General features: G+C 73.7%; 14 protein-coding genes. 2 read left to right on the plus strand and 12 right to left on the minus strand.

Going from position 1 to position 18,544, the window contains the following annotated elements; translation table 11 throughout:
- Positions 1-9: 9 nt before the first annotated feature.
- Complete coding sequence (nrdR, locus tag FH715_RS09575) at positions 10-519, minus strand: transcriptional regulator NrdR (RefSeq protein ID WP_139642933.1); 510 nt, start codon at positions 517-519, stop codon at positions 10-12.
- 478 nt (positions 520-997) lie between these two features.
- Here nrdR and lexA point away from each other — a divergent pair, with 478 nt between their 5' ends.
- Positions 998-1,741, plus strand: a complete 744-nt coding sequence (gene lexA / locus FH715_RS09580) for a transcriptional repressor LexA (protein ID WP_139642936.1) — start codon at positions 998-1,000, stop codon at positions 1,739-1,741.
- A 143-nt stretch (positions 1,742-1,884) separates the two neighbouring features.
- Here lexA and FH715_RS09585 read toward each other — a convergent pair whose 3' ends face one another.
- The 4 genes from FH715_RS09585 to FH715_RS09600 all read right to left on the minus strand — a co-directional run bounded on the left by FH715_RS09585 (position 1,885) and on the right by FH715_RS09600 (position 8,610).
- Entirely contained in the window at positions 1,885-3,894 is a 2,010-nt protein-coding gene (locus FH715_RS09585) for an ATP-dependent DNA helicase (protein ID WP_139642939.1), read from the minus strand.
- A gap of 55 nt (positions 3,895-3,949) precedes the next feature.
- Positions 3,950-5,776, minus strand: coding sequence for an IucA/IucC family protein (locus tag FH715_RS09590; protein WP_425472697.1), 1,827 nt, complete (start codon positions 5,774-5,776; stop codon positions 3,950-3,952).
- A gap of 131 nt (positions 5,777-5,907) precedes the next feature.
- Positions 5,908-6,510 (minus strand): GNAT family N-acetyltransferase, encoded by a 603-nt coding sequence (locus FH715_RS09595; RefSeq protein ID WP_246108649.1) that lies wholly within the window; start codon positions 6,508-6,510, stop codon positions 5,908-5,910.
- Positions 6,511-6,597: 87 nt separating this feature from the next.
- Complete coding sequence (locus FH715_RS09600; RefSeq protein WP_139643111.1) at positions 6,598-8,610, minus strand: IucA/IucC family protein; 2,013 nt, start codon at positions 8,608-8,610, stop codon at positions 6,598-6,600.
- Positions 8,611-8,919: 309 nt separating this feature from the next.
- Between FH715_RS09600 and FH715_RS09605 the strand changes: the two genes are divergently transcribed.
- Complete coding sequence (locus FH715_RS09605) at positions 8,920-10,134, plus strand: trypsin-like serine peptidase (RefSeq protein ID WP_139642945.1); 1,215 nt, start codon at positions 8,920-8,922, stop codon at positions 10,132-10,134.
- Between the two features lie 103 nt (positions 10,135-10,237).
- Here the strand turns inward: FH715_RS09605 and panD are convergent, their stop codons facing one another.
- From panD to FH715_RS09640, 7 genes are all read right to left on the minus strand, one after another.
- A complete protein-coding gene (gene panD / locus FH715_RS09610) occupies positions 10,238-10,660 on the minus strand; it encodes an aspartate 1-decarboxylase (protein WP_139642948.1) in 423 nt (140 codons plus the stop codon).
- 268 nt (positions 10,661-10,928) lie between these two features.
- The gene (hflX, locus tag FH715_RS09615; protein ID WP_139642952.1) at positions 10,929-12,407 is read right to left on the minus strand and encodes a GTPase HflX; all 1,479 of its coding nucleotides are present in this window, start codon (positions 12,405-12,407) and stop codon (positions 10,929-10,931) included.
- 230 nt (positions 12,408-12,637) lie between these two features.
- Positions 12,638-14,752, minus strand: a complete 2,115-nt coding sequence (locus tag FH715_RS09620; RefSeq protein WP_139642956.1) for a RelA/SpoT family protein — start codon at positions 14,750-14,752, stop codon at positions 12,638-12,640.
- 278 nt (positions 14,753-15,030) lie between these two features.
- Positions 15,031-15,927: a diaminopimelate epimerase gene (gene dapF, locus FH715_RS09625; protein WP_246108650.1), complete on the minus strand. Its 897-nt coding sequence runs from the start codon at positions 15,925-15,927 to the stop codon at positions 15,031-15,033.
- A 25-nt stretch (positions 15,928-15,952) separates the two neighbouring features.
- Complete coding sequence (locus FH715_RS09630; protein WP_139642958.1) at positions 15,953-16,507, minus strand: hypothetical protein; 555 nt, start codon at positions 16,505-16,507, stop codon at positions 15,953-15,955.
- A 303-nt stretch (positions 16,508-16,810) separates the two neighbouring features.
- Entirely contained in the window at positions 16,811-17,758 is a 948-nt protein-coding gene (gene miaA / locus FH715_RS09635) for a tRNA (adenosine(37)-N6)-dimethylallyltransferase MiaA (protein WP_139642961.1), read from the minus strand.
- A 51-nt stretch (positions 17,759-17,809) separates the two neighbouring features.
- Entirely contained in the window at positions 17,810-18,517 is a 708-nt protein-coding gene (locus FH715_RS09640) for a class III extradiol dioxygenase subunit B-like domain-containing protein (protein ID WP_139642964.1), read from the minus strand.
- Positions 18,518-18,544 lie beyond the last annotated feature (27 nt).

Consider the following 18,544-nt stretch of genomic DNA (forward strand, 5'->3'; position numbering starts at 1 on the left):
GCGCTCCGGTCAGGTCTTGTCCGCGACGCCGCCCTCGGCGTCCTCGGGTTGCCGCTGGGGCGCGGGCCCTCCGGGGGCCGTGTCGCGCAGCTCGGCGATGGCGGACTCGAAGTCCTCCAGCGACTCGAACGCCCGGTAGACGGACGCGAATCGGAGATAGGCGACCAGGTCGAGCTCGCGGAGCGGCCCGAGTATCGCCAGGCCCACGTCGTGGGTGGACAGCTCCGCGCTGCCGGTGGCGCGCACGGCTTCCTCGACCCGCTGGCCGAGCAGCGCCAGCGCGTCCTCGGTGACGGGACGGCCCTGACACGCCTTGCGCACGCCGGAGATCACCTTGTTCCGGCTGAACGGCTCGGTGACGCCGCTGCGCTTGATCACCATCAGTGAGGCGGTCTCGACCGTGGTGAAGCGGCGGGAGCAGCTCGGACACTGGCGTCGGCGACGGATCAACGTCCCGTCGTCGGCGGTACGGCTGTCCACGACGCGGCTGTCGGAGTGGCGGCAGAAGGGACAGTGCATGGCCTTCTCCCCTCTCCCTCGTGGTGACTCACGGTAGCCGAGCGCGGTGTCCCGGCATGACGGCAGCACTCGGCCCGACCGCCGGAGCGGACCCGTCGAGGCACTGCCAAGCATAAGCGATTCCTTCGGACAGCGAAGACCCGGGACCACAATTTGTGGGACGGCGGGACACACTTCACCACTAGATCTGGTGGTGAGCTGTCAACATCATCCGTGCGCGTGTCGCGCCGGGGGCGCCGTCGGGGCACCGCGGGGGCGAGGCGTGAAAGCCGGACCGAGGCGGTCGCCGCAGGGGAGGTTATCGCACGACCCGGTTACCGTTCGCACCCGGGACCGGATAGCGTGGAGGATCAATACACCCCGGACATGGCCCCAGGCATTCAATCGCGAAATTTTCACTCGAACGTGTGTTTGGCGCAACCTTTCGATACCAACTACCGTTGTCTGACTAGGGAGTACCACCTGAGAAGGGGCCTGCATGACCACCGCAGCAGACGACGCCATCACCGCCGCTGAGCGCCGCCAGGACCGGATGGGCGCCCCGGCCGCCGGACGGGCGATGCCCGGCAGGCCGCCGGGGATCAGGGCCGACAGCTCGGGACTCACCGACCGCCAACGCCGCGTGATCGAGGTGATCCGCGACTCGGTGCAGCGTCGCGGCTACCCTCCGTCGATGCGAGAGATCGGCCAGGCCGTGGGGCTCTCCAGCACCTCCTCCGTGGCCCACCAGCTGATGGCCCTGGAGCGCAAGGGCTTCCTCCGCCGCGACCCGCACCGCCCCCGCGCCTACGAGGTGCGCGGCGCGGAGGCGCCCGCGCCCCCCGCCACAGACACCGCCGGCAAGCCCGCCGCCTCCTATGTGCCCCTCGTCGGCCGGATCGCCGCCGGCGGCCCGATCCTCGCCGAGGAGTCGGTGGAGGACGTCTTTCCCCTCCCCCGTCAACTGGTCGGCGACGGCGAGCTGTTCGTCCTGAAGGTCGTCGGGGACTCGATGATCGAGGCCGCGATCTGCGACGGTGACTGGGTGACGGTCCGCCGCCAGCCGGTCGCGGAGAACGGCGACATCGTCGCCGCCATGCTGGACGGCGAGGCCACGGTCAAGCGCTTCAAGCGCGAGGACGGCCAGATCTGGCTGCTCCCGCACAACGCCGCCTACCAGCCGATCCCCGGGGACGAGGCCACCATCCTCGGCAAGGTGGTCGCGGTGATGCGGCGGGTCTGACGCCCCTCCGTCCGCCCCCTCGGTCCGCCCCCTCCTTCGAGGGGGCGCTTCACGAACCAGGCACTTCACGAGCCATGCGCTCCACGGGCCATCGGATGGCTCGTGGAGCTTCCCCTACGCGTCAGGCCCCTCGGGGCCCGTCCTCAGGAGTCGCTCGCCGACGCGGCGGCGTCCAGCGCGGACGCGTCGATCGCCGCCAGGGAGCGGCGCACCTGGTTCCGGTCCGTCGTGTACCAGAAGTCGGGCATCGAGGCCCGCAGAAAGCTCCCGTACCTGGCCTTCTCCAGCCGGGGATCGAGCACGGCGACGACCCCCTTGTCCCCGCTGGAGCGCACCAGTCGCCCGGCTCCCTGCGCCATCAGCAGCGCGGCGTGGGTCGCGGCCACCGCCATGAAGCCGTTCCCCCCGTTCTCCTCGACCGCCTTCTGGCGGGCGCTGACCAGCGGGTCGTCGGGCCGGGGGAAGGGCACCCTGTCCATCACGACCAACTGGCAGCTCGGGCCCGGCACATCGACTCCCTGCCAGAGCGACAGCGTCCCGAAGAGGCAGGTGGCCGGGTCCTCAGCGAACGCCTTGATCAGCTCGCCCAGGGTCTCCTCCCCTTGGAGCAGGATCGGCAGATCGAGCCGGCCGCGCAGCTCCTGCGCGGCGGCCTGCGCACCGCGCATCGAGGAGAAGAGCCCGAGTGTCCGCCCGCCCGCGGCCTCCACCAGCTCGGCCAGCTCGTCGAGCATGTCGCCCCTGCTGCCCTCCCGCCCGGGCGGCGAGAGGTGCTTGGCGACATAGAGGATGCCCTGCTTGCGGTAGTCGAACGGCGAGCCGACGTCGAGCCCCTGCCACACCGGCAGCTCCTCGCCGCGCTCCCCCTCGGGCGCCAGCCCCAGGGAGGCCCCCACCCCGTTGAAGTCGCCGCCGAGCTTGAGCGTGGCCGAGGTCAGCACCACCGAGCGGTCCGTGAAGAGCTTCTCCCTCAGCAGCCCCGACACCGACAGCGGCGCCACCCGCAGCGAGGCGCCGAAACGGTCGTGTCGTTCGCACCAGATCACGTCGAACTCCGAGCCCTGGCAGAGCCGTTCGGCGACCGACTGCACGCTCTCCGCCGAGGCGAGCGCCTGCTTGCGCACGGCGTCCTCGTCCGTCACCGAGGAGTCCTTGGTGGCCCCCAGCGCCGTGATCACCGCGCGGGACGCGTCCCGCAGCGCCGCCACCGCGTAGCCCAGATCCTCCGGCAGCGTCTCCCACCGCCCGGGCAGGGCCAGCTCCATCAGCCGCTCGAAGCTCTCCGCCGCCGTCTGGAGCTGGTCGGCCACCTTCTCGTCGACCAGCTTGGCCGCGCGGCGGACCGCGCGGTTCACCCCGGCGGGGGTCAGCTCGCCGGTGGCGACCCCCGTCACGCGTGAGACCAGCTCGTGCGCCTCGTCGACGATCAGCACCTCGTGCCCCGGGAGCACGGGGGCGCCCTCGATCGCGTCGATGGCCAGCAGCGCGTGGTTGGTGACGATCACCTCGGCGACCTTCGCCCGCTCCCTCGCGGCCTCGGCGAAGCACTCCATGCCGTAGACGCATCTGCTGGCCCCCAGGCACTCACGCGAGGAGACCGAGACCTGCGACCACGCGCGGTCCGAGACGCCGGGCGAGAGGTCGTCGCGGTCGCCCGACTCCGTCTCGTCCGCCCAGTCCCGCAGCCTCAGCAGGTCCTTGCCGAGCCGGCTGGTCGGGCCGCCCGTCGCCTGGGCGGCCTCCAGCGGGTCGAAGAGGCCCTGCTCGTCGTCGCTGGGCACGCCCTCGTGGAGCCGGTGCAGACACAGGTAGTTCGACCGGCCCTTGAGCGTGGCGAACTCGGGCCGCCGCCGCAGCAACGGCCGCAGCGCCTCGACCGTGCGCGGCAGGTCCCGCTCGACCAGCTGCCGCTGGAGCGCCAGGGTCGCCGTGGCGACGACCACCCGGTCTCCGCCGGCGATGGCCGGCACCAGATACCCCAGCGACTTGCCGGTCCCCGTGCCCGCCTGGATCAGCAGGTGCGAACCGTCCTCGACCGCGTCGGCCACGGCCTGGGCCATGGCCACCTGACCAGGCCGTTCGGAGCCGCCCACGGCGACGACGGCGGCGTGCAACAACTCGGTGAGGGAGGGCTTCCCGGATGTGCCAGTCATAGGGCCCCACACCCTACGCGGGGCCACTGACAACGCGCCTGCCACGGGGCGTCCCTCAGCCAGGATTGAGCGGGTTGGCGACGGTGCCCAACACGGCGGCGTGCGGCCGGGTCGACCGGTCACGGTAGCCGTCGAGCTGGAGTCGGTTGCGGTTGAGGCAGAGGCGCTGGATCCTCGGGACCAGCAGGTCGAAGGTCTCGAACCGCTGCTTGAGCTCGGGGAAACGCTGCTGGTAGGCGAGGATCTCGGCGCGCACGAGCGTCCAGAAGTCGACCTCGGGCACGCGCAGCCGCTCCTCGCACAGCGGCGCCAGGAAGCGGAAGACACCGACGAACAGCCCCGAGTGGATGAACTGGGTGAGGAACGAGGGCGGCTCGGTCAGCAGCACCTCCCGCACCTCGATCGGCATTCCCTCGAACTCGGGCAGCGGTTCGGCGCTCACGTTGACGTCGTCGACGAAGTCCTTGACCGCCAGCCGCACCGGGATGTCCCGCTCGTCGAAGACCACCAGCGCGTTCTCCCCGTGCGGCGAGAAGACCGTGCCGTAGCGGTACAGGAAGTGCAGCAGCGGCGGGAGCAGCGCGGCGAACAGGCGGCGCAGCCACTCCTGCGGCTCAAGGCCGGAGCGCCGCACCAGCTCGACGGTGAAGGAGTGCCCCCGTTCGTCCGTGCTGAGCAGGGAGGCGAGGGTCCGGGCACGTTCGTTCGGCTCCAGAAAGGAATCGATCGGTTCCCGCCAGATACAGCCCAGAAGCTCCCGGTACTGATACGGAACGCCGGCCAACCGGTCGTAGAGCGGATGTTCCACGGTCACCGAGGCGGTCTCCCCCAGCAGGATCACCCGGGTCTCCTCGGCGAGAAAGGGGTCGGCGTCCCGCAGCCCGAGCACCCAGGCGGTGACGGCCGGGGCGGCGAGGGTGCGCTCGGTGGGCAGGCCGCGCCACACCAGGGTGTTCAGGATCGACAGCGGCAGCTTGACCGAACGGCCCCGGGGACGGCTGACGTTGAGAAACGTGCGGATCGACTGCTGCGGCAGCCGCAGGTCGCCGTCGCTCGGCAGCGGCACCAGCAGCCCGGCCGCGATCTGCGGCGCGTAGAGCGTGGCTATGCTCTCGTCCCACTGCCAGGGGTGGATCGGCAGCCACAGGTACTCCTCCGGCGGCAGCCCCCTCTCGGCGAGGGTGCGGGCGAAGGACTCGCGGGTGGCCTCGGAGAGCTCCTCGGCGTAGAGCGCCCGCTCGTCGGCCACCGCGCCCGTTCCCCGGTAGGTCGCCAGCGAACGGTGGACGGCCAGCCACGGCAGGGCGCTCGGGGTGCGCGCCTCGGGGGCCCAACGGCGGGTGTCGCTGGCGGAGAATCCCAGCCGGCCCTTGTTGGCGACCAGCCACGGATGTCCGGTCTGGCGGCCCTCCAGGCCCGCGTGGTCCAGCTCCACCAGCCGCTCGACGGGCAGCCGCTCGGCGGCGAGGGTGGCGTCGGCGCTGAGGGTGGCGGTCAGTTCGCGGATCAGATGGCCGGTGGTATCGCCGGAGAGCCCGAGGACCCTGTCGTGGGCCCTGGCGACGAACTCCAGTGGGTCGGCGTCCGGCGTGATCGAGGCAGGATCGATTCGCCAGTGGCCGTAGGCGCCCCGTCGGGCACGGAACCGGTAGGTCAACTCCTCGTTGACGGGCAGCTCGTAGCGGCCCGGCTGCCCGTGCTCGGCGTACGGGGTGATGATCCCCTCGTACGCGAACTCGGCGAGCATCTTGGCGAACAGCTCACGCGAGGCGCGCTCCCAGCGCCGGCCCCCGGACCGCCCGGGGTCGACCGGCGGGGCCGCGGGGTCGGTGGTGGGGCCGGTACTCGGGCCCGGGGTGGGGTCTGTGCTCGATATGGACAACGGTCGCTCCCTTGGTGAGGCCGGCGGGCCGGTCGGTGGTCGGATGGTGCGGTGTGCGGTGTGCGGTGGTGTCGAGGGGAGGGCACCGGTCGGGCCCGTGCCGGGGGAGGCGACGCGGGCCCGACCGGCCCTCAGCGCCGCCTGACCAGCAGGGCGGCACGCTTGTCCGGCAGTCGCAGCTCCGCCGTCTTGCGGAAGCCGGCCGCGCGGAAGGCCGCCAGGGAGGCCACGTTCCGCACGTCGGGCTCGGCGACCACCCGCGTGGCGCGTGGAGCCCGCTCCAGCACGGCGTCCGCCACCGCGCGCAGCAGCACCGAGCCGAGGCCGCGTCCCCGGTCCGCCGCGAAGCCGATCGCGAGGTGGAGGCCCATGTCGTGCGGCAGGGCCGGGTAGTGGGCGGCGAGCGGGTCGAGGTCGGCCCGGTAGACCTCCCAGTAGCTCATCGGGCGGCCGTCCAGCAGCCCCAGGCACGGCAGGCTGTGGCCGCCGGGCACCAGCTGCCGGCGCAACTGCTCGGCGGTCCGCTCGACCGGCCCTGCCAGCTGCCAGAAGGCGTCCACAGCCGGGTCGTTCATCCAGTCGCTGAGCAGCGGGAGATCACGCTCGGGGTCCACGGGCCGCAGCAGGAACGACCCGGCGACCGTCGGGCGCGCCGGCCGGTCCGCGAGTCCGGCCAACGGCTCGACCAGCGCCGTCGGCGACCCGTCGGGGGGCGATGTCGAAGGGGTGGTCACGCTCCGGCTCCTTCCGTCGCTTCTCGGTTCTCGGCCCGCCGGGCCGCGCGCGCCGGCGCGGGCGTCCGCGACGGCGGCCAGGCGGTCTCAGCGCGCGGCCAGGGGGTCGGCCAGGGGGTTGGCCAGGGCGACATAGACCGACTGGCCGTCGACCGGCCCTGTCAGCTCGTCCATGCCGCGCAGGCGGGTCAGCAGGTTCGCCTTGCAGCGCAGGGTGCCTGCCGTCAACAGGTGGGAGACCAGCGGCGAGACCGGGCCGTCCGTCCGCCCCGCCTCCTCGGCGAGGAAGGCCCGGACGACCGCGAGCAACGCCGCCTCGTCGGCCAGCCCCTGCGCGCCCAGGGCACCGATCAGGCCGAGGACGTTGTTGATCCCCAGGTAGTAGGCGAAGCGCTCGTCGGTCACCGCGTCCGGCACAAAGGTGTCCGAACGGTCGCCGAGCCCCGGCGACCTGTGCCGGAGCGCGGCCCGCCGGGACTCGCGGAAGTAGTAGCCCTGGTTGTCCCGGTAACGGCCGCCGACCGGCCAGCCCTCGGCGTCGAGCAGGACCAGCGTGTTCTGCTGGTGGGCCTCCAGGGCGATGCCCGCGTGCGCGTCGAGCCAGAGCACCGGGCGCACCACCGCGCGCAGATAGCGCCCCAGCCACTCCTCGGCGACCGCCGCCCGGCCGGCCCCCGTGCGCTCGGCCAGCCCGCGCAGCACCTCGGCGAGGCGCGAGGAGAGCGCGGCGCCCGGCCGGCCGGGCCAGGGGCGCTGCGCGGTGAGCGCGGCCAGGCAGAGCACGTCGTCCTCGGGACCGAACGGGCTCTGCCGCAGCAGCGTGTCCATTCCCGGGATAGGCCGCCCCGCCAGGTCGTCGACGGCGAGCCAGGCAGGGTCCCGCACGATGTCGAAGCCGGGGCCGCAGGCGGCGCGCAGCTCGGCGGCGAGGCCGCCCTCCAGCAGGCGGTGCACCTCGACGCCCCGGTGGAGCTCCTTGCGGAGGTTCTCCCGGCGGGAGTTGGTGATCCACAGGCCGAGGGAGAGCTTCAACATCATCTCGGCGTCCGGGCGCAGCACCGTGCGGACCGAGGAGGTCGGGTGCCACGGCGGGCCGTGCTCGCCCAGGTCGTGGAGGAGCCCTCCGGCGAACAGCTCGGCGACGGCCGGGCGGTGCGCCACGTCCCTTGCCTGCCAGGGGTGGAGCGGCAGCGGTACGGTGCCCGGCGGCAGGGGCAGCGGCGCGCCGGCCACCCTGGCGGCCAGCGTCTCGGCCGGGACCTCGCCGCCCTCCTCGCGCCAGGCGGAGTCCGAGGCGAGCACCGCGCGGTCGACGGCCAACCAGTGCAGCCGGAAGGAGCCACGCAGCTCGGGCGAGCAACGGGCGGCCTCCCGGCCTGCGATGCCCTCCAGGCTCTTGGGGTTGGGGTGGAGCGGATGGCCGAGGAGCACCGACTGCTCGGCGTCGAGGAAGGCGTGCCCGTGCCTGGCCGGGCCGGGATCGGCCCGGCGGTGGGCCAGGAAGAGCGCCGTCCTGCGCTGGGAGTCGGCGACCCGCCCGACCAGCGCCGCGGTCTCCCCGTCAGCCCGGCCGCCGGCGGCGCTCGCCGCCTCGCGGCCGAGCAGCGCGGCCAGGGTCACCGCGTCCAGCGGCGGGGCGCCGACCGGGGCCGTCGCCAACTCGGGCACCCCGAAGCGGTGCCAGCCGGTCGCCGACCAGTGACGCACCGGGACACGCAGCGCGGCGCCCGAGGACGGCAGCGGCAAGGCGAGCACACCGCCCGCCGGCCGGGCCACGCCCGTCTCCCTGACCCAGCAGCGCAGCAGGCCCTCGCACGCGGCGGCGTCGGCCGCGACCTCCGGGTCGGGGTGCGTCAACGGGTCGACACCGGCCGGCCGTTCGTCCGAGGCGGCCGACGGGTCGGCCGGAGAGCCGTGGGAGGCGGAGGGGCGGTGGGGATGGTCGTCCGGCGCGTGCCGGGACTGGCGGGGCACCGAGCGCTCGGCGAGCCCGGCGGAGAACGCGGAAACGGGCGAAACAGGGGAATTCGGGGAAACGGGGGAAACCGAGGGGGCCGCCTCCTGCTGTGCGCCGTGGTCGGGGCGGGGGCGTGCGTTCATCGGGGTGCGGCGCGGCGGCACCCGGGTCAACCGAGCGAGCGCGCCTCCCTCCTTCGTGCGAATTCTCGGGCCTCGTCGGGCAGTTGATCTGATGCGGTGACGTACCACCATCCGTAGTAACGACCGACTGCCTCTCGGATCACGGGCGGTCATCGGGTTTCTTGTCCGAAAGCCCTCCGGCAAGCGCGGGGAACCAGGGACCCGGTCATCGCCGTCAAGATGGGCACCGGCATAGTTGGGGAGCGCCTGATCCGTCGGGCGAACCTGTCCAGCCCATGCGAAGAACCACTGCTTCAGGGGGATTGACCCATGTCACCGATACGCCGACGGGCATCGCGTCGCCGCATCGCGCTGGCGACGACGGGGATGGCCGTATGCCTCGCGTTGACCGCTACCGCGTGCAATGACGACGACTCGGGCGACAACGCGCAGCCCAGCGAGGAGGCGTCGCCCGAGGGGGGCGACGAGCTCCAGGACGTGCTCGACAACCTCCCCTTCGACCTCGACCTGGACGCCTGGGTCGACGGCGGCTGGGAGGACTGGGACCAGGACACCTGGCTGCGTGAGATCGGTGACTTCGTCAACCCGATCATCGAGGGCCTCTGGGACACCGACCGGATGGGCGAGGCCGAGGACCCCGACCAGTCGATCGACGACGGTCAGATCGACGAGGACGCCAACGCACCCGACGGCGACGACCCGATGGACGACCGCGGTGTCACCGACATGGAGCCGACGCCCATCGAGGCCGAGGCGGTCCCCACGCCCTACACGGAGAACGGCGCGCCGATAGGCAAGGTCTTCTTCGACAGCCCCGAGGGCCCGATGGTCTGCTCCGGCACCGTGGTCAAGGACCCGGCCCGTCCCGGCCAGTCCAACCTGGTGGCCACCGCCGGCCACTGCGTCCACGCCGGCGTGGGCGGCGGCTGGTACCGCAACCTGAGCTTCGTCCCGGCCTACAACAACGACGGCCTGTCGGCGATGGAGGCGGAGAACGAGGCCAACGCGGGCTCCGTCCACCCGTACGGCATCTACTGGGCCACCTACGTCTCGACGACCCAGTACTGGCTGGAGAACGGCACCACCACCGGTGGCGAGGGCGCCCACGGCGACTTCGCTGTCATGTCCGTCGAGCCCGAGGACGGCAGCGGTCGTTCGTTGGAGGAGACGGTCGGCTCCGCCGTCGACATCAACTTCGACGCCCCGGCGGTCTCGGGCCTCGGTGACACCACCCTCTACGGCTTCCCCGCCGCCGAGCCCTACGACGGCGCGCTGATGTACCGGTGCACCGACACCCCCGGCCGGCTGACGATCGACCCGACGATGCCCGTGCTGTACTGGGCCGGCTGCACCATGACCGGCGGTTCGTCCGGCGGCCCGTGGCTGCGGGCGGGTGACGGCGGCGAGGCCGAGCTGGTCTCGGTCAACTCGATCGGCCCGCTGGAGAGCACCTGGCTCGCGGGACCGCGTCTCGACACGGAGGCCCAGGAGGTCTTCGACAGCGTCAGCGGTTACGAGGGTTAGCCACTCCGGACACCACGACACCGCCCGAGGGGCCGGCGGCGCGAGAGCGTCGCCGGCCCCTCGGCCGTTCCGTGTGGGGGGCGTCCGCCCGGACGCCCCCGGCTCAGGCGCGGGCGGTGGCGAGCGGGCCGCGGCGGGTGTCGCCGCCCGGGACCGGCTCGGAGGGGTCGGCGCCGAGGGCGACCACGCGGTTGTCGGCGTCGACATGGACGACGGAGGGCCGCAGGGCGCGGGCCTCGGCGTCGTCGACCTGGGCGTAGCTGATCAGGATCACCAGGTCACCGGGCTTGACCAGGTGCGCGGCGGCGCCGTTGATCCCGATGACGCCGGAGCCGCGGCGGCCCTCGATGACATAGGTCTCCAGGCGGTTGCCGTTGTCGATGTCGACGATGTGGACCTGCTCGCCGGGAAGCAGGTCGGCGGCATCCATCAGGTCGGCGTCTATGGTCACCGAACCCACGTAGTGCAGGTCGGCCTCCGTCACCGTGGCTCGGTGGATCTTCGACTTGAACATGGTTCGCAGCATCGCGGTACTCCAGGAGCTCGGCTCCCTGCCTGCGTTTTCGCAGGTCAAGGGCAGTTTCCATACCATACAACAAGCGCTGTCCGCGGCGGTGTTCCCGGGGCTGGCCCCGCTCCCCCACCGGCCCGCGGACCACGCCAGACTACGCGCGGCCCCGCGACGGCCCTCCGGGGGTGCCGGCCACGCACGCGCGACGGGCCGGAGGGCCCGCCCCGCGAAGCGTCTCGCGGGTCGGGGCCCTCCGGCCCGTCGTGAAAGAAGACCCCGGTGGTCAGGGCCTGGTGGCGGGGGCGAACCGCTCCAACGAGGCCCCCAGCTCCGGGTGCACCCTCGCCCTGAGCAGGGTGCCCTCGCCGGTGTGCTCCTCGGAGAGCACCTCGCCCTCCTCGTGCACCCGGGAGACCAGCGCGCCCTCGGTGTAGGGCACCAGCGCCTCCAACTCGACCGAGGGATGCGGCAACCGCTCCTCGATGAGGGCCAGCAGCTCGTCCATCCCCAGCCCGCTGTGGGCGGAGACCGCGATCGCCTGGCGCTCGGTGCGCAGCAGCCGCTGGAGGATCACCTCGTCGGCGATGTCCGCCTTGTTGACCACGACGATCTCCGGCACGTCCCGCGCGCCCACGTCGTTGATCACCTCACGGACGGCGGCCAACTGCTCCTCCGGCACCGGGTGCGAACCGTCCACCACGTGCAGGATCAGGTCCGCGTCGCCGACCTCCTCCATCGTGGAGCGGAACGCCTCGACCAGGTGGTGCGGCAGGTGACGCACGAAGCCCACCGTGTCGGCCAGGGTGTAGGAACGTCCCCCCGGGGTCTCGGCCTTGCGGACCGTCGGGTCGAGGGTGGCGAACAGCGCGTTCTCCACCAGGACGCCCGCTCCGGTGAGGCGGTTGAGCAGCGAGGACTTCCCCGCGTTGGTGTAGCCGGCGATGGCGACCGAGGGGACCTCGCGGCGGTGGCGCTCGCGCCGCTTGACGTCGCGCCCGACCTTCATCTGGGCGATCTCGCGACGCATCTTCGCCATCTTCTCGCGGATGCGCCGACGGTCCGTCTCGATCTTGGTCTCACCGGGACCGCGGGTCGCCATCCCGCCGCCACCGCCGCCGCCCATCTGCCGGGAGAGCGACTGCCCCCAGCCGCGCAGCCGGGGCAGCATGTACTGCATCTGGGCAAGCGCCACCTGCGCCTTGCCCTCACGGGACTTGGCGTGCTGGGCGAAGATGTCGAGGATCAGAGCGGTGCGGTCCACCACCTTGACCTTGACGACGTCCTCCAGGTGGATCAGCTGCCCGGGGCTCAGCTCGCCGTCGCAGACCACCGTGTCGGCAGCCGTCTCGACGACCAGGTCGCGCAGCTCCTGGGCCTTGCCCGAGCCGATGTAGGTGGCGGGATCCGGCCGGTCGCGGCGCTGGATCACGCCGTCGAGGACCATGGCGCCCGCCGTCTCGGCGAGTGCGGCGAGCTCGGCCAGCGAGTTGTCCGCGTCCTGGGCCGAGCCGGAGGTCCAGACGCCGACCAGCACCACGCGCTCCAGGCGCAGCTGTCGGTACTCGACCTCGGTGACGTCCTCCAGCTCGGTGGAGAGGCCGGCGACCCGCCGCAGCGCGGCGCGCTCCTCCCGCTCGAACTGCTCGCCGTCCCGGTCGTCGGTGAACTCGTTCCAGGCGACGTCCTCATCCATCAGGGCGTCGGCCCGGCGGTTCGCCGTGGAGTGGCGCTGGGTGTCCTGAGGAAGGGAAGGGAAGGTCAATGCGATCCTTAGGTTCGACTGGTCAGCCACACGATGGGGCCACCGCGAGGGCCGCCGCACGCATGGGCTGGGGAACTGGGCCTGTTCGGCAAACGCCCGGGCCGCCGGGATGATTCCCGGTCGAGGCCCCCGGCACGCCGGGGCTCCTCCGCCATGGTGGCACGACGGCGGCCCCCCGGCACCGGATTAACGGCCCGACGCCCGGCCCGCAACGCGGCCGGCACGCCGGCTCACGGATGCAGTCGGACCGCGCGCGAGACGTCATACACGCCGGGTACCCGGCGCATGGCCCGCATCAACCTCGGCAGCCCCGACGCGTCCGGCAGCCGCAGCGTGTAGGTGTGGCGGACCCGCTGCTGGCGCGGCGGCTCCACCTCGGCATGGACCACGGCCGCGCCGTGCAGGGCCAGGGCCTCGGTGAGGTCGGCCAGCAGCTCGGGCCGCCCCAGCGCCTCCGCCTGGAGGGTGACCCGGCAGCCGCCGGAGGCGGAGAGCCACCGGACGGCCAGCGCCGCGCGCCCGCCGTCGACCATCTCCACGGCCGTCGGACACTCCTGCCGGTGCACGGTCACGGCGCCGCCCCGCACCGCGAAGCCACAGGCGGCGTCCGGCGGAACGGGCGTGCAGCAGCGCGCCAACCGCACCTGCGCGCGGGGCGCGCCCGGCACGAGCGCCGCCTCCTCCTCGCCCGCCGGCGCGCCCTCGTGCGCCGGCGGCTCCGGCTCGGGCGCGGGGGGCCTGGCCTCCTCGCCGCGCTCGCTCTCCGGCCGCGCGCCCCCGGTCTTGAGCCAGGAGCGGATCGCGACCCTGGCCGCCGGGGTCGTCGCGTGCTCCAGCCACTCGGGCGAGGGGCCCGAGCCCCCCTCACCGGCGAGCAGCAGCTGAACGGTGTCCCCGTCGCGGAGCACGGTGCGCAGGTTCGCCAGCCGGCCGTTGACCCGGGCGCCCATGCAGGAGTGGGCCGCCGCGCCGTGTCGGGCGTAGGCCGCGTCCACGCAGGTGGCGCCGACCGGCAGCTGCAGCGGGCCGTCCTCGGAGGCGCCGGCGAAGACGGTGATCTCGCGGTCCCTGGCCAGCTCCTCGCGCAGCTCGGTCCAGAAGGTGTCGGAGTCCGTCGCCTGCTCCTGCCACTTCAGCAGCCGGGAGAGCCAGCCGGGACGCGTCGGGTCCCCCACGCGTTCCGGCTCCTCAGGACCCGCCTCCGCCTCGGCGGAGCGGTGCGGGTCGCCGAGGGCGATCACGCCGTTCTCCGCGACGCGGTGCATGGCGTGGGTGCGGACCAGCACCTCGGCGACGTCGCCCGCCGGGGTGGCGAAGGCCGTGTGCAGGGACTGGTACAGGTTGAACTTGGGGGCGGCGACGAAGTCCTTGAACTCCGAGACCACCGGGGTGAGACAGGTGTGCAGCTCGCCGAGGACCGCGTAGCAGTCGGCGTTCTCCCCGACCAGGATCAGCAGCCGCCCGTGGTCCCAGGGGCCCAGCTCCCCGCGTTTGAGCCGGGCGCGGTGCACGGAGAAGAGGTGGCGGGGCCGGATCTGGACCTCGGCCGCGATGCCGGCCTCCCGCAGGACGCCCCGCACCAGCGAGGCGGCCTCGGTGAGCGGGTCGGGCTGCCCGTGGTGCGCGAGCACCAGCTCCCTGGCCGCGCGGTGCTCCTCGGGGTGGAGGACGGCGAAGACCAGGTCCTCCAGCTCGGTCTTGACCGTGTGCACCCCGAGCCGCTCGGCCAGCGGGATCAGCACGTCCCTGGTCACCCGCGCGATCCGCGCCTGCTTCTCGGGCCGCATCACGCCGAGGGTGCGCATGTTGTGCAGCCGGTCGGCGAGCTTGATCGACATGACGCGGACGTCGCTGCCGGTGGCCACCAGCATCTTGCGGAACGTCTCGGACTCGGCCGCGGCGCCGTACTCGACCTTCTCCAGCTTGGTGACGCCGTCCACCAGATGGCCGACCTCGTCCCCGAAGTCGGCCCGCACCTGCTCCAGGGTCACCTCGGTGTCCTCGACGGTGTCGTGCAGCAGCGAGGCGGTCAACGTGGTGGTCTCCGCGCCGAGTTCGGCGAGGATCAGGGTGACCGCCAGCGGGTGGGTGATGTAGGGCTCACCGCTCTTGCGGGTCTGGCCGCGGTGCGCCTCCTCGGCGATCTGGTAGGCGCGGCGCAGCAGGTCTATGTCGGCGCCGGGGTGGTGGCCACGGTGTGCCTTGGCCAGATGCTCGATGGCGTCGGGGAGCGAGTGGCGGTCCGAGCCGAAGACCGCCGCGCGGCCGAGCTGACGGAGCTTCACGCGGCGATGGCCCCGGCGTGTGGGCGTCGTGCCGCTCGGGGTGGTCGCCTCTGCCGTCATGTGGGGGCACCTCCGCGGTCGGGTGGACCGGACCGCGGCTCATGTCCGGTGGTCCCGTTGACCCGGGACAGTCCCGCAGCGGCGCCGGTGCTTGATGCTACCGAGCCCACCACGCGCGACGGACCGGGAGGGGTCCCGATCGCCGGGGATCACCCATTCAGGTGACGTATGTTCTGGCGAAGCTGGCCGAAAGAGACTGCTCAGAGGCTGAGGAATGACGTTTCGTCGCCCGAGGGCGTGCCCCGGGGCGCGTCGAACGCGTCCCGGGGCGGCGAACATCAGTCCTCACCCGCCAACAACCCCGGGGCAAGCGTGCCTTCGGCCACGATCACGGCCGGGCCCGTCATGCTCACGGTGCCGTCGACCCCTTCCTCGATCTCCAGCCGACCGCCGGGAACGTCCACCGTGTAGGCCACCGGCCGGCCGTCCACGACCGGGTCCCGGCCGTCCCTGCGGGCGGCGGCCACCATCACGGCGCAGGCCCCGGTGCCGCACGAGCGGGTCTCCCCCGAGCCGCGCTCGTGGACGCGGAGCGCCACGTGGCGCTCGCCCCGGTCCACGACGAACTCCACGTTGGTGCCGTGCGGGTAGGCCGAGGCGGGGCGCACCAGCGGCGCCTCGCGCAGCCCCCCGGCGTGGGCGAGGTCGTCGACGAACGCGACCGCGTGCGGGTTGCCCATGTCCACGTGGTGGGCCGGCCAGTCGCGGGCCCCGACGGCGACGGTCACCGAGGGGGCGGCGCCGTCCGGGAGGCGCGCGGTTCCCATCGTCACGGTGACGGGGCCCCGCTCCGGGTCCCGCGCGTCGAACCGCGCCCGGCGCTGGCCGGCCCGGGTGACGACGGTGACCTCGGCGGCGTCCACCAGACCGGCGTGGCGCAGATAACGGGCGAAGACCCGCAGCCCGTTGCCGCACATCTCGGCGACGCCGCCGTCGGCGTTGCGGTAGTCCATGAACCACTCGGCCCCCTCGGCCCGTCCGGCCGCCTCGGGGTGGACGGCCGCGCGCACCACGCGCAGCACGCCGTCGGCGCCGACGCCCGCCCGGCGGTCGCAGAGCCGGGCCACGTCGGCGGCCGTCAGGTCGAGCCGGCCGTCGTGGTCGGGGATGATGACGAAGTCGTTCTCGGTGCCGTGTCCCTTGAGGAACGGCACGCGCCGCGCTGGGGTACCCACCCGTCGATCGTAGTCGGGGGCCGGATCACCGCAGGCCGGCCACCCGCCAGAAGGCCAGGGCGAGGGCGGCGGAGAGCGCCAGGGCGTAGAGCACGAGCAGCCGCCAGTCCGGGCGGCGGCCCGAGCCGCGCGGCGGCACTCCGGGCCAGGTGTAGCCGACGCGGCGGGCGGCCATCATGCCCCACCCGGCGGCCGACGAGCCGATCAGCAGGCCGAGCATCGCGACCACGGCCCCGGCCTCGTCGAAGGCGAAGGCCAGGGGGAAGGCGAACATCAGCGAGCCGAGCAGGCTCAGCAGCACGATGGGCGCGATCAGCGTGAGGCGCAGCCTGCGCGGCGGTCGCAGCTCGCCGTAGGACTCGGCGCGCTCGGCCTCGTCCTCGGGGCCGAGGGAGTCGTCGTCGTGGGGCAGCGTCTCGTCGGGGAGCGGGGAACTCCCGCGCAGCCCCTCGGCCTCGTCCGAGCCGTCGAACCCCGCCCCGAGCGCCTCGGCGGGGCGCGGCACCGAGGGGGTCGCGGACGGTGCGGAATCGTTTGCCCGTTCGGTGGTGCCGCTGGTCTCGCGAGGGCTGGCCTCCATCGCCACGCGCCCTCCCCACTCCACGGTTCCCGGTCGTAGCATCGGGCTCGATGATGGCACGCTCAACGCCCACTCCCGGGCCCTGGGAGCGTCCCGATGCCATCACGTGATCAGGATGTGACCGCCCGTTCGACGGGGCGCGGGAGGGACGTCCCGGGCCCGCATGATCATCGCGCCGCACGGGCCTCGAAGGCCGCCGCCCGCGGTCTCCGGGCGGCGTTCCTCCGTCCGGGCGCACCCCGGGTCGCGGGGCGTCCCCCCGGGCGGTCACCGAACGTCAGAACCCGGCGGGGGCGGGGGCGTTCAGCGGTCGACCTTCCGTTCGACGAGCTGCCAGGCGCGGTCCGCGAGTGTGCTCCCCGCTCCGGCGCCGGCGTCGAGCCAGTGGATCCTCGGGTCCCTGCGGAACCACCGGTCCTGCCGGCGGGCGAAGCGGCGGGTGGCCCGCGTCGTCTCCTCCCGGGCGGCGGCCTCGTCGTACGTCCCGTCGAGGGCGGCCAGCACCTGCTGGTAGCCGAGCGCGCGGGAGGCGGTCCGCCCGTCGCGGAGCCCGACGGCCTCCAGCCGACGCACCTCGTCGACGAGGCCGGCGGCCCACATCGTCTCGACGCGCCGCGCGATCCGGTCGTCCAGCTCCGGCCTCGGCACCCCGACGCCGAGATACAGCGTCGGGTAGTGGGCGCGGTCCTCGTCGGGGGCCGGCAGCTGGGCGGTGAACGGGCGGCCGGTGATCTCGATGATCTCCAGGGCGCGCACGACGCGGCGGCCGTTGCTGGGCAGGATCGCCTCCGCGGCCGGCGGGTCCAGCGCGGCGAGCCTGGCGTGCAGCGCGCCGCTGCCGACCCGCGCCAGCTCCTCCTCCAGCGCGGCGCGGGCGCCTGGGTGGGTGCCGGGGAAGGAGAGGGCGTCCAGCGCGCCCCGCACGTAGAGCCCGGAGCCGCCGACCACCACGGGCGTGCGGCCGAGGAGCAGCAGCCGGTCGATCTCCGCCCTGGCCAGGCGCTGGTACTCGGCGACGCTGGCGGTGACCGTGACGTCGAGGACGTCGAGGAGGTGGTGCGGCACGCCGCCGCGTTCGGCCACGGTGAGCTTGGCCGTACCGACGTCCATGCCCCGGTAGAGCTGCATGGAGTCGGCGTTGATCACCTCGCCGCCGAGCCGGCCGGCGAGCGCCACGGCGAGGTCGGACTTGCCGGCCGCCGTGGGGCCGACGACGGCGATGACGCGGGGGGAGGGAGGGGCGGCGTGCACGCGTCCAGTCTCCCAGAACGCCGCCGGGCGCCCGTCGGGTGGGAGCGGGGGTCAGGACCAGGTGGCGACGAGGTAGGCCACGCCGTACGGGGCCTCGTCGTACAGGAGGTGCCCCGCGAGGCCGGCGCGCTCGGCGGCGCCGGCGAGCAGCTGCCAGGCGGGGCGTCCCGCGACGTGCAGCTGGCGGGCCAGGACCGGGTCGAGGCCGGCCAGGGCGGCGGTGTCCGCGCGGGCGAGGGCGTCGGCCACGGCGCGGTCGAACGGTTCGGCGCGGTCGTCGAAGGCGCCGGGCGCCTTGGCGGTCCGGCAGGCGCTGCCGTCGCCCAGCACCAGCAGGGCCAGTCGTTCCTCGCCCGCGCCGAGTTGGCGGCCGGCCTCCAGGCAGTCGGCGGCCTTCGCGTCCTGGGGCAGGGCGCGGGCGGCGACGGGCGCGGCGCGCCAGTGGGTGCGTTCCAGCAGCCAGGCGCCGACGGTGAGCGAGGGCGGCAGGGGGCGCGCGCCCGGCTCGCCCGCGCCCAGGGTCACGTCGAGCGCCACCCCGAAGCCGCGGAGCGACCCCCGGCTGCCGGCGGCGAACTCCCCGCTCTCGGCCGCGGTGGCCGGCCCGACCACCAGCAGCCGGTCGGGGCGCGCCGCGGCCAGCACCGCGAGGGCGTCGTCACAGGCGGACCGGGCCCGGTCCAGCTCCCCGGCGGCGCCGGAGGCGACCTCGGGGACGAGCAGGGGCGGGCAGGGGCATACCGCGGCGGCGACGAGCATGATCGAAAGCCTACGGCCTGACCGGCG

This window comes from Streptomyces sedi (assembly GCF_006335015.1).
GTDB lineage: Bacteria > Actinomycetota > Actinomycetes > Streptomycetales > Streptomycetaceae > Streptomyces > Streptomyces sedi.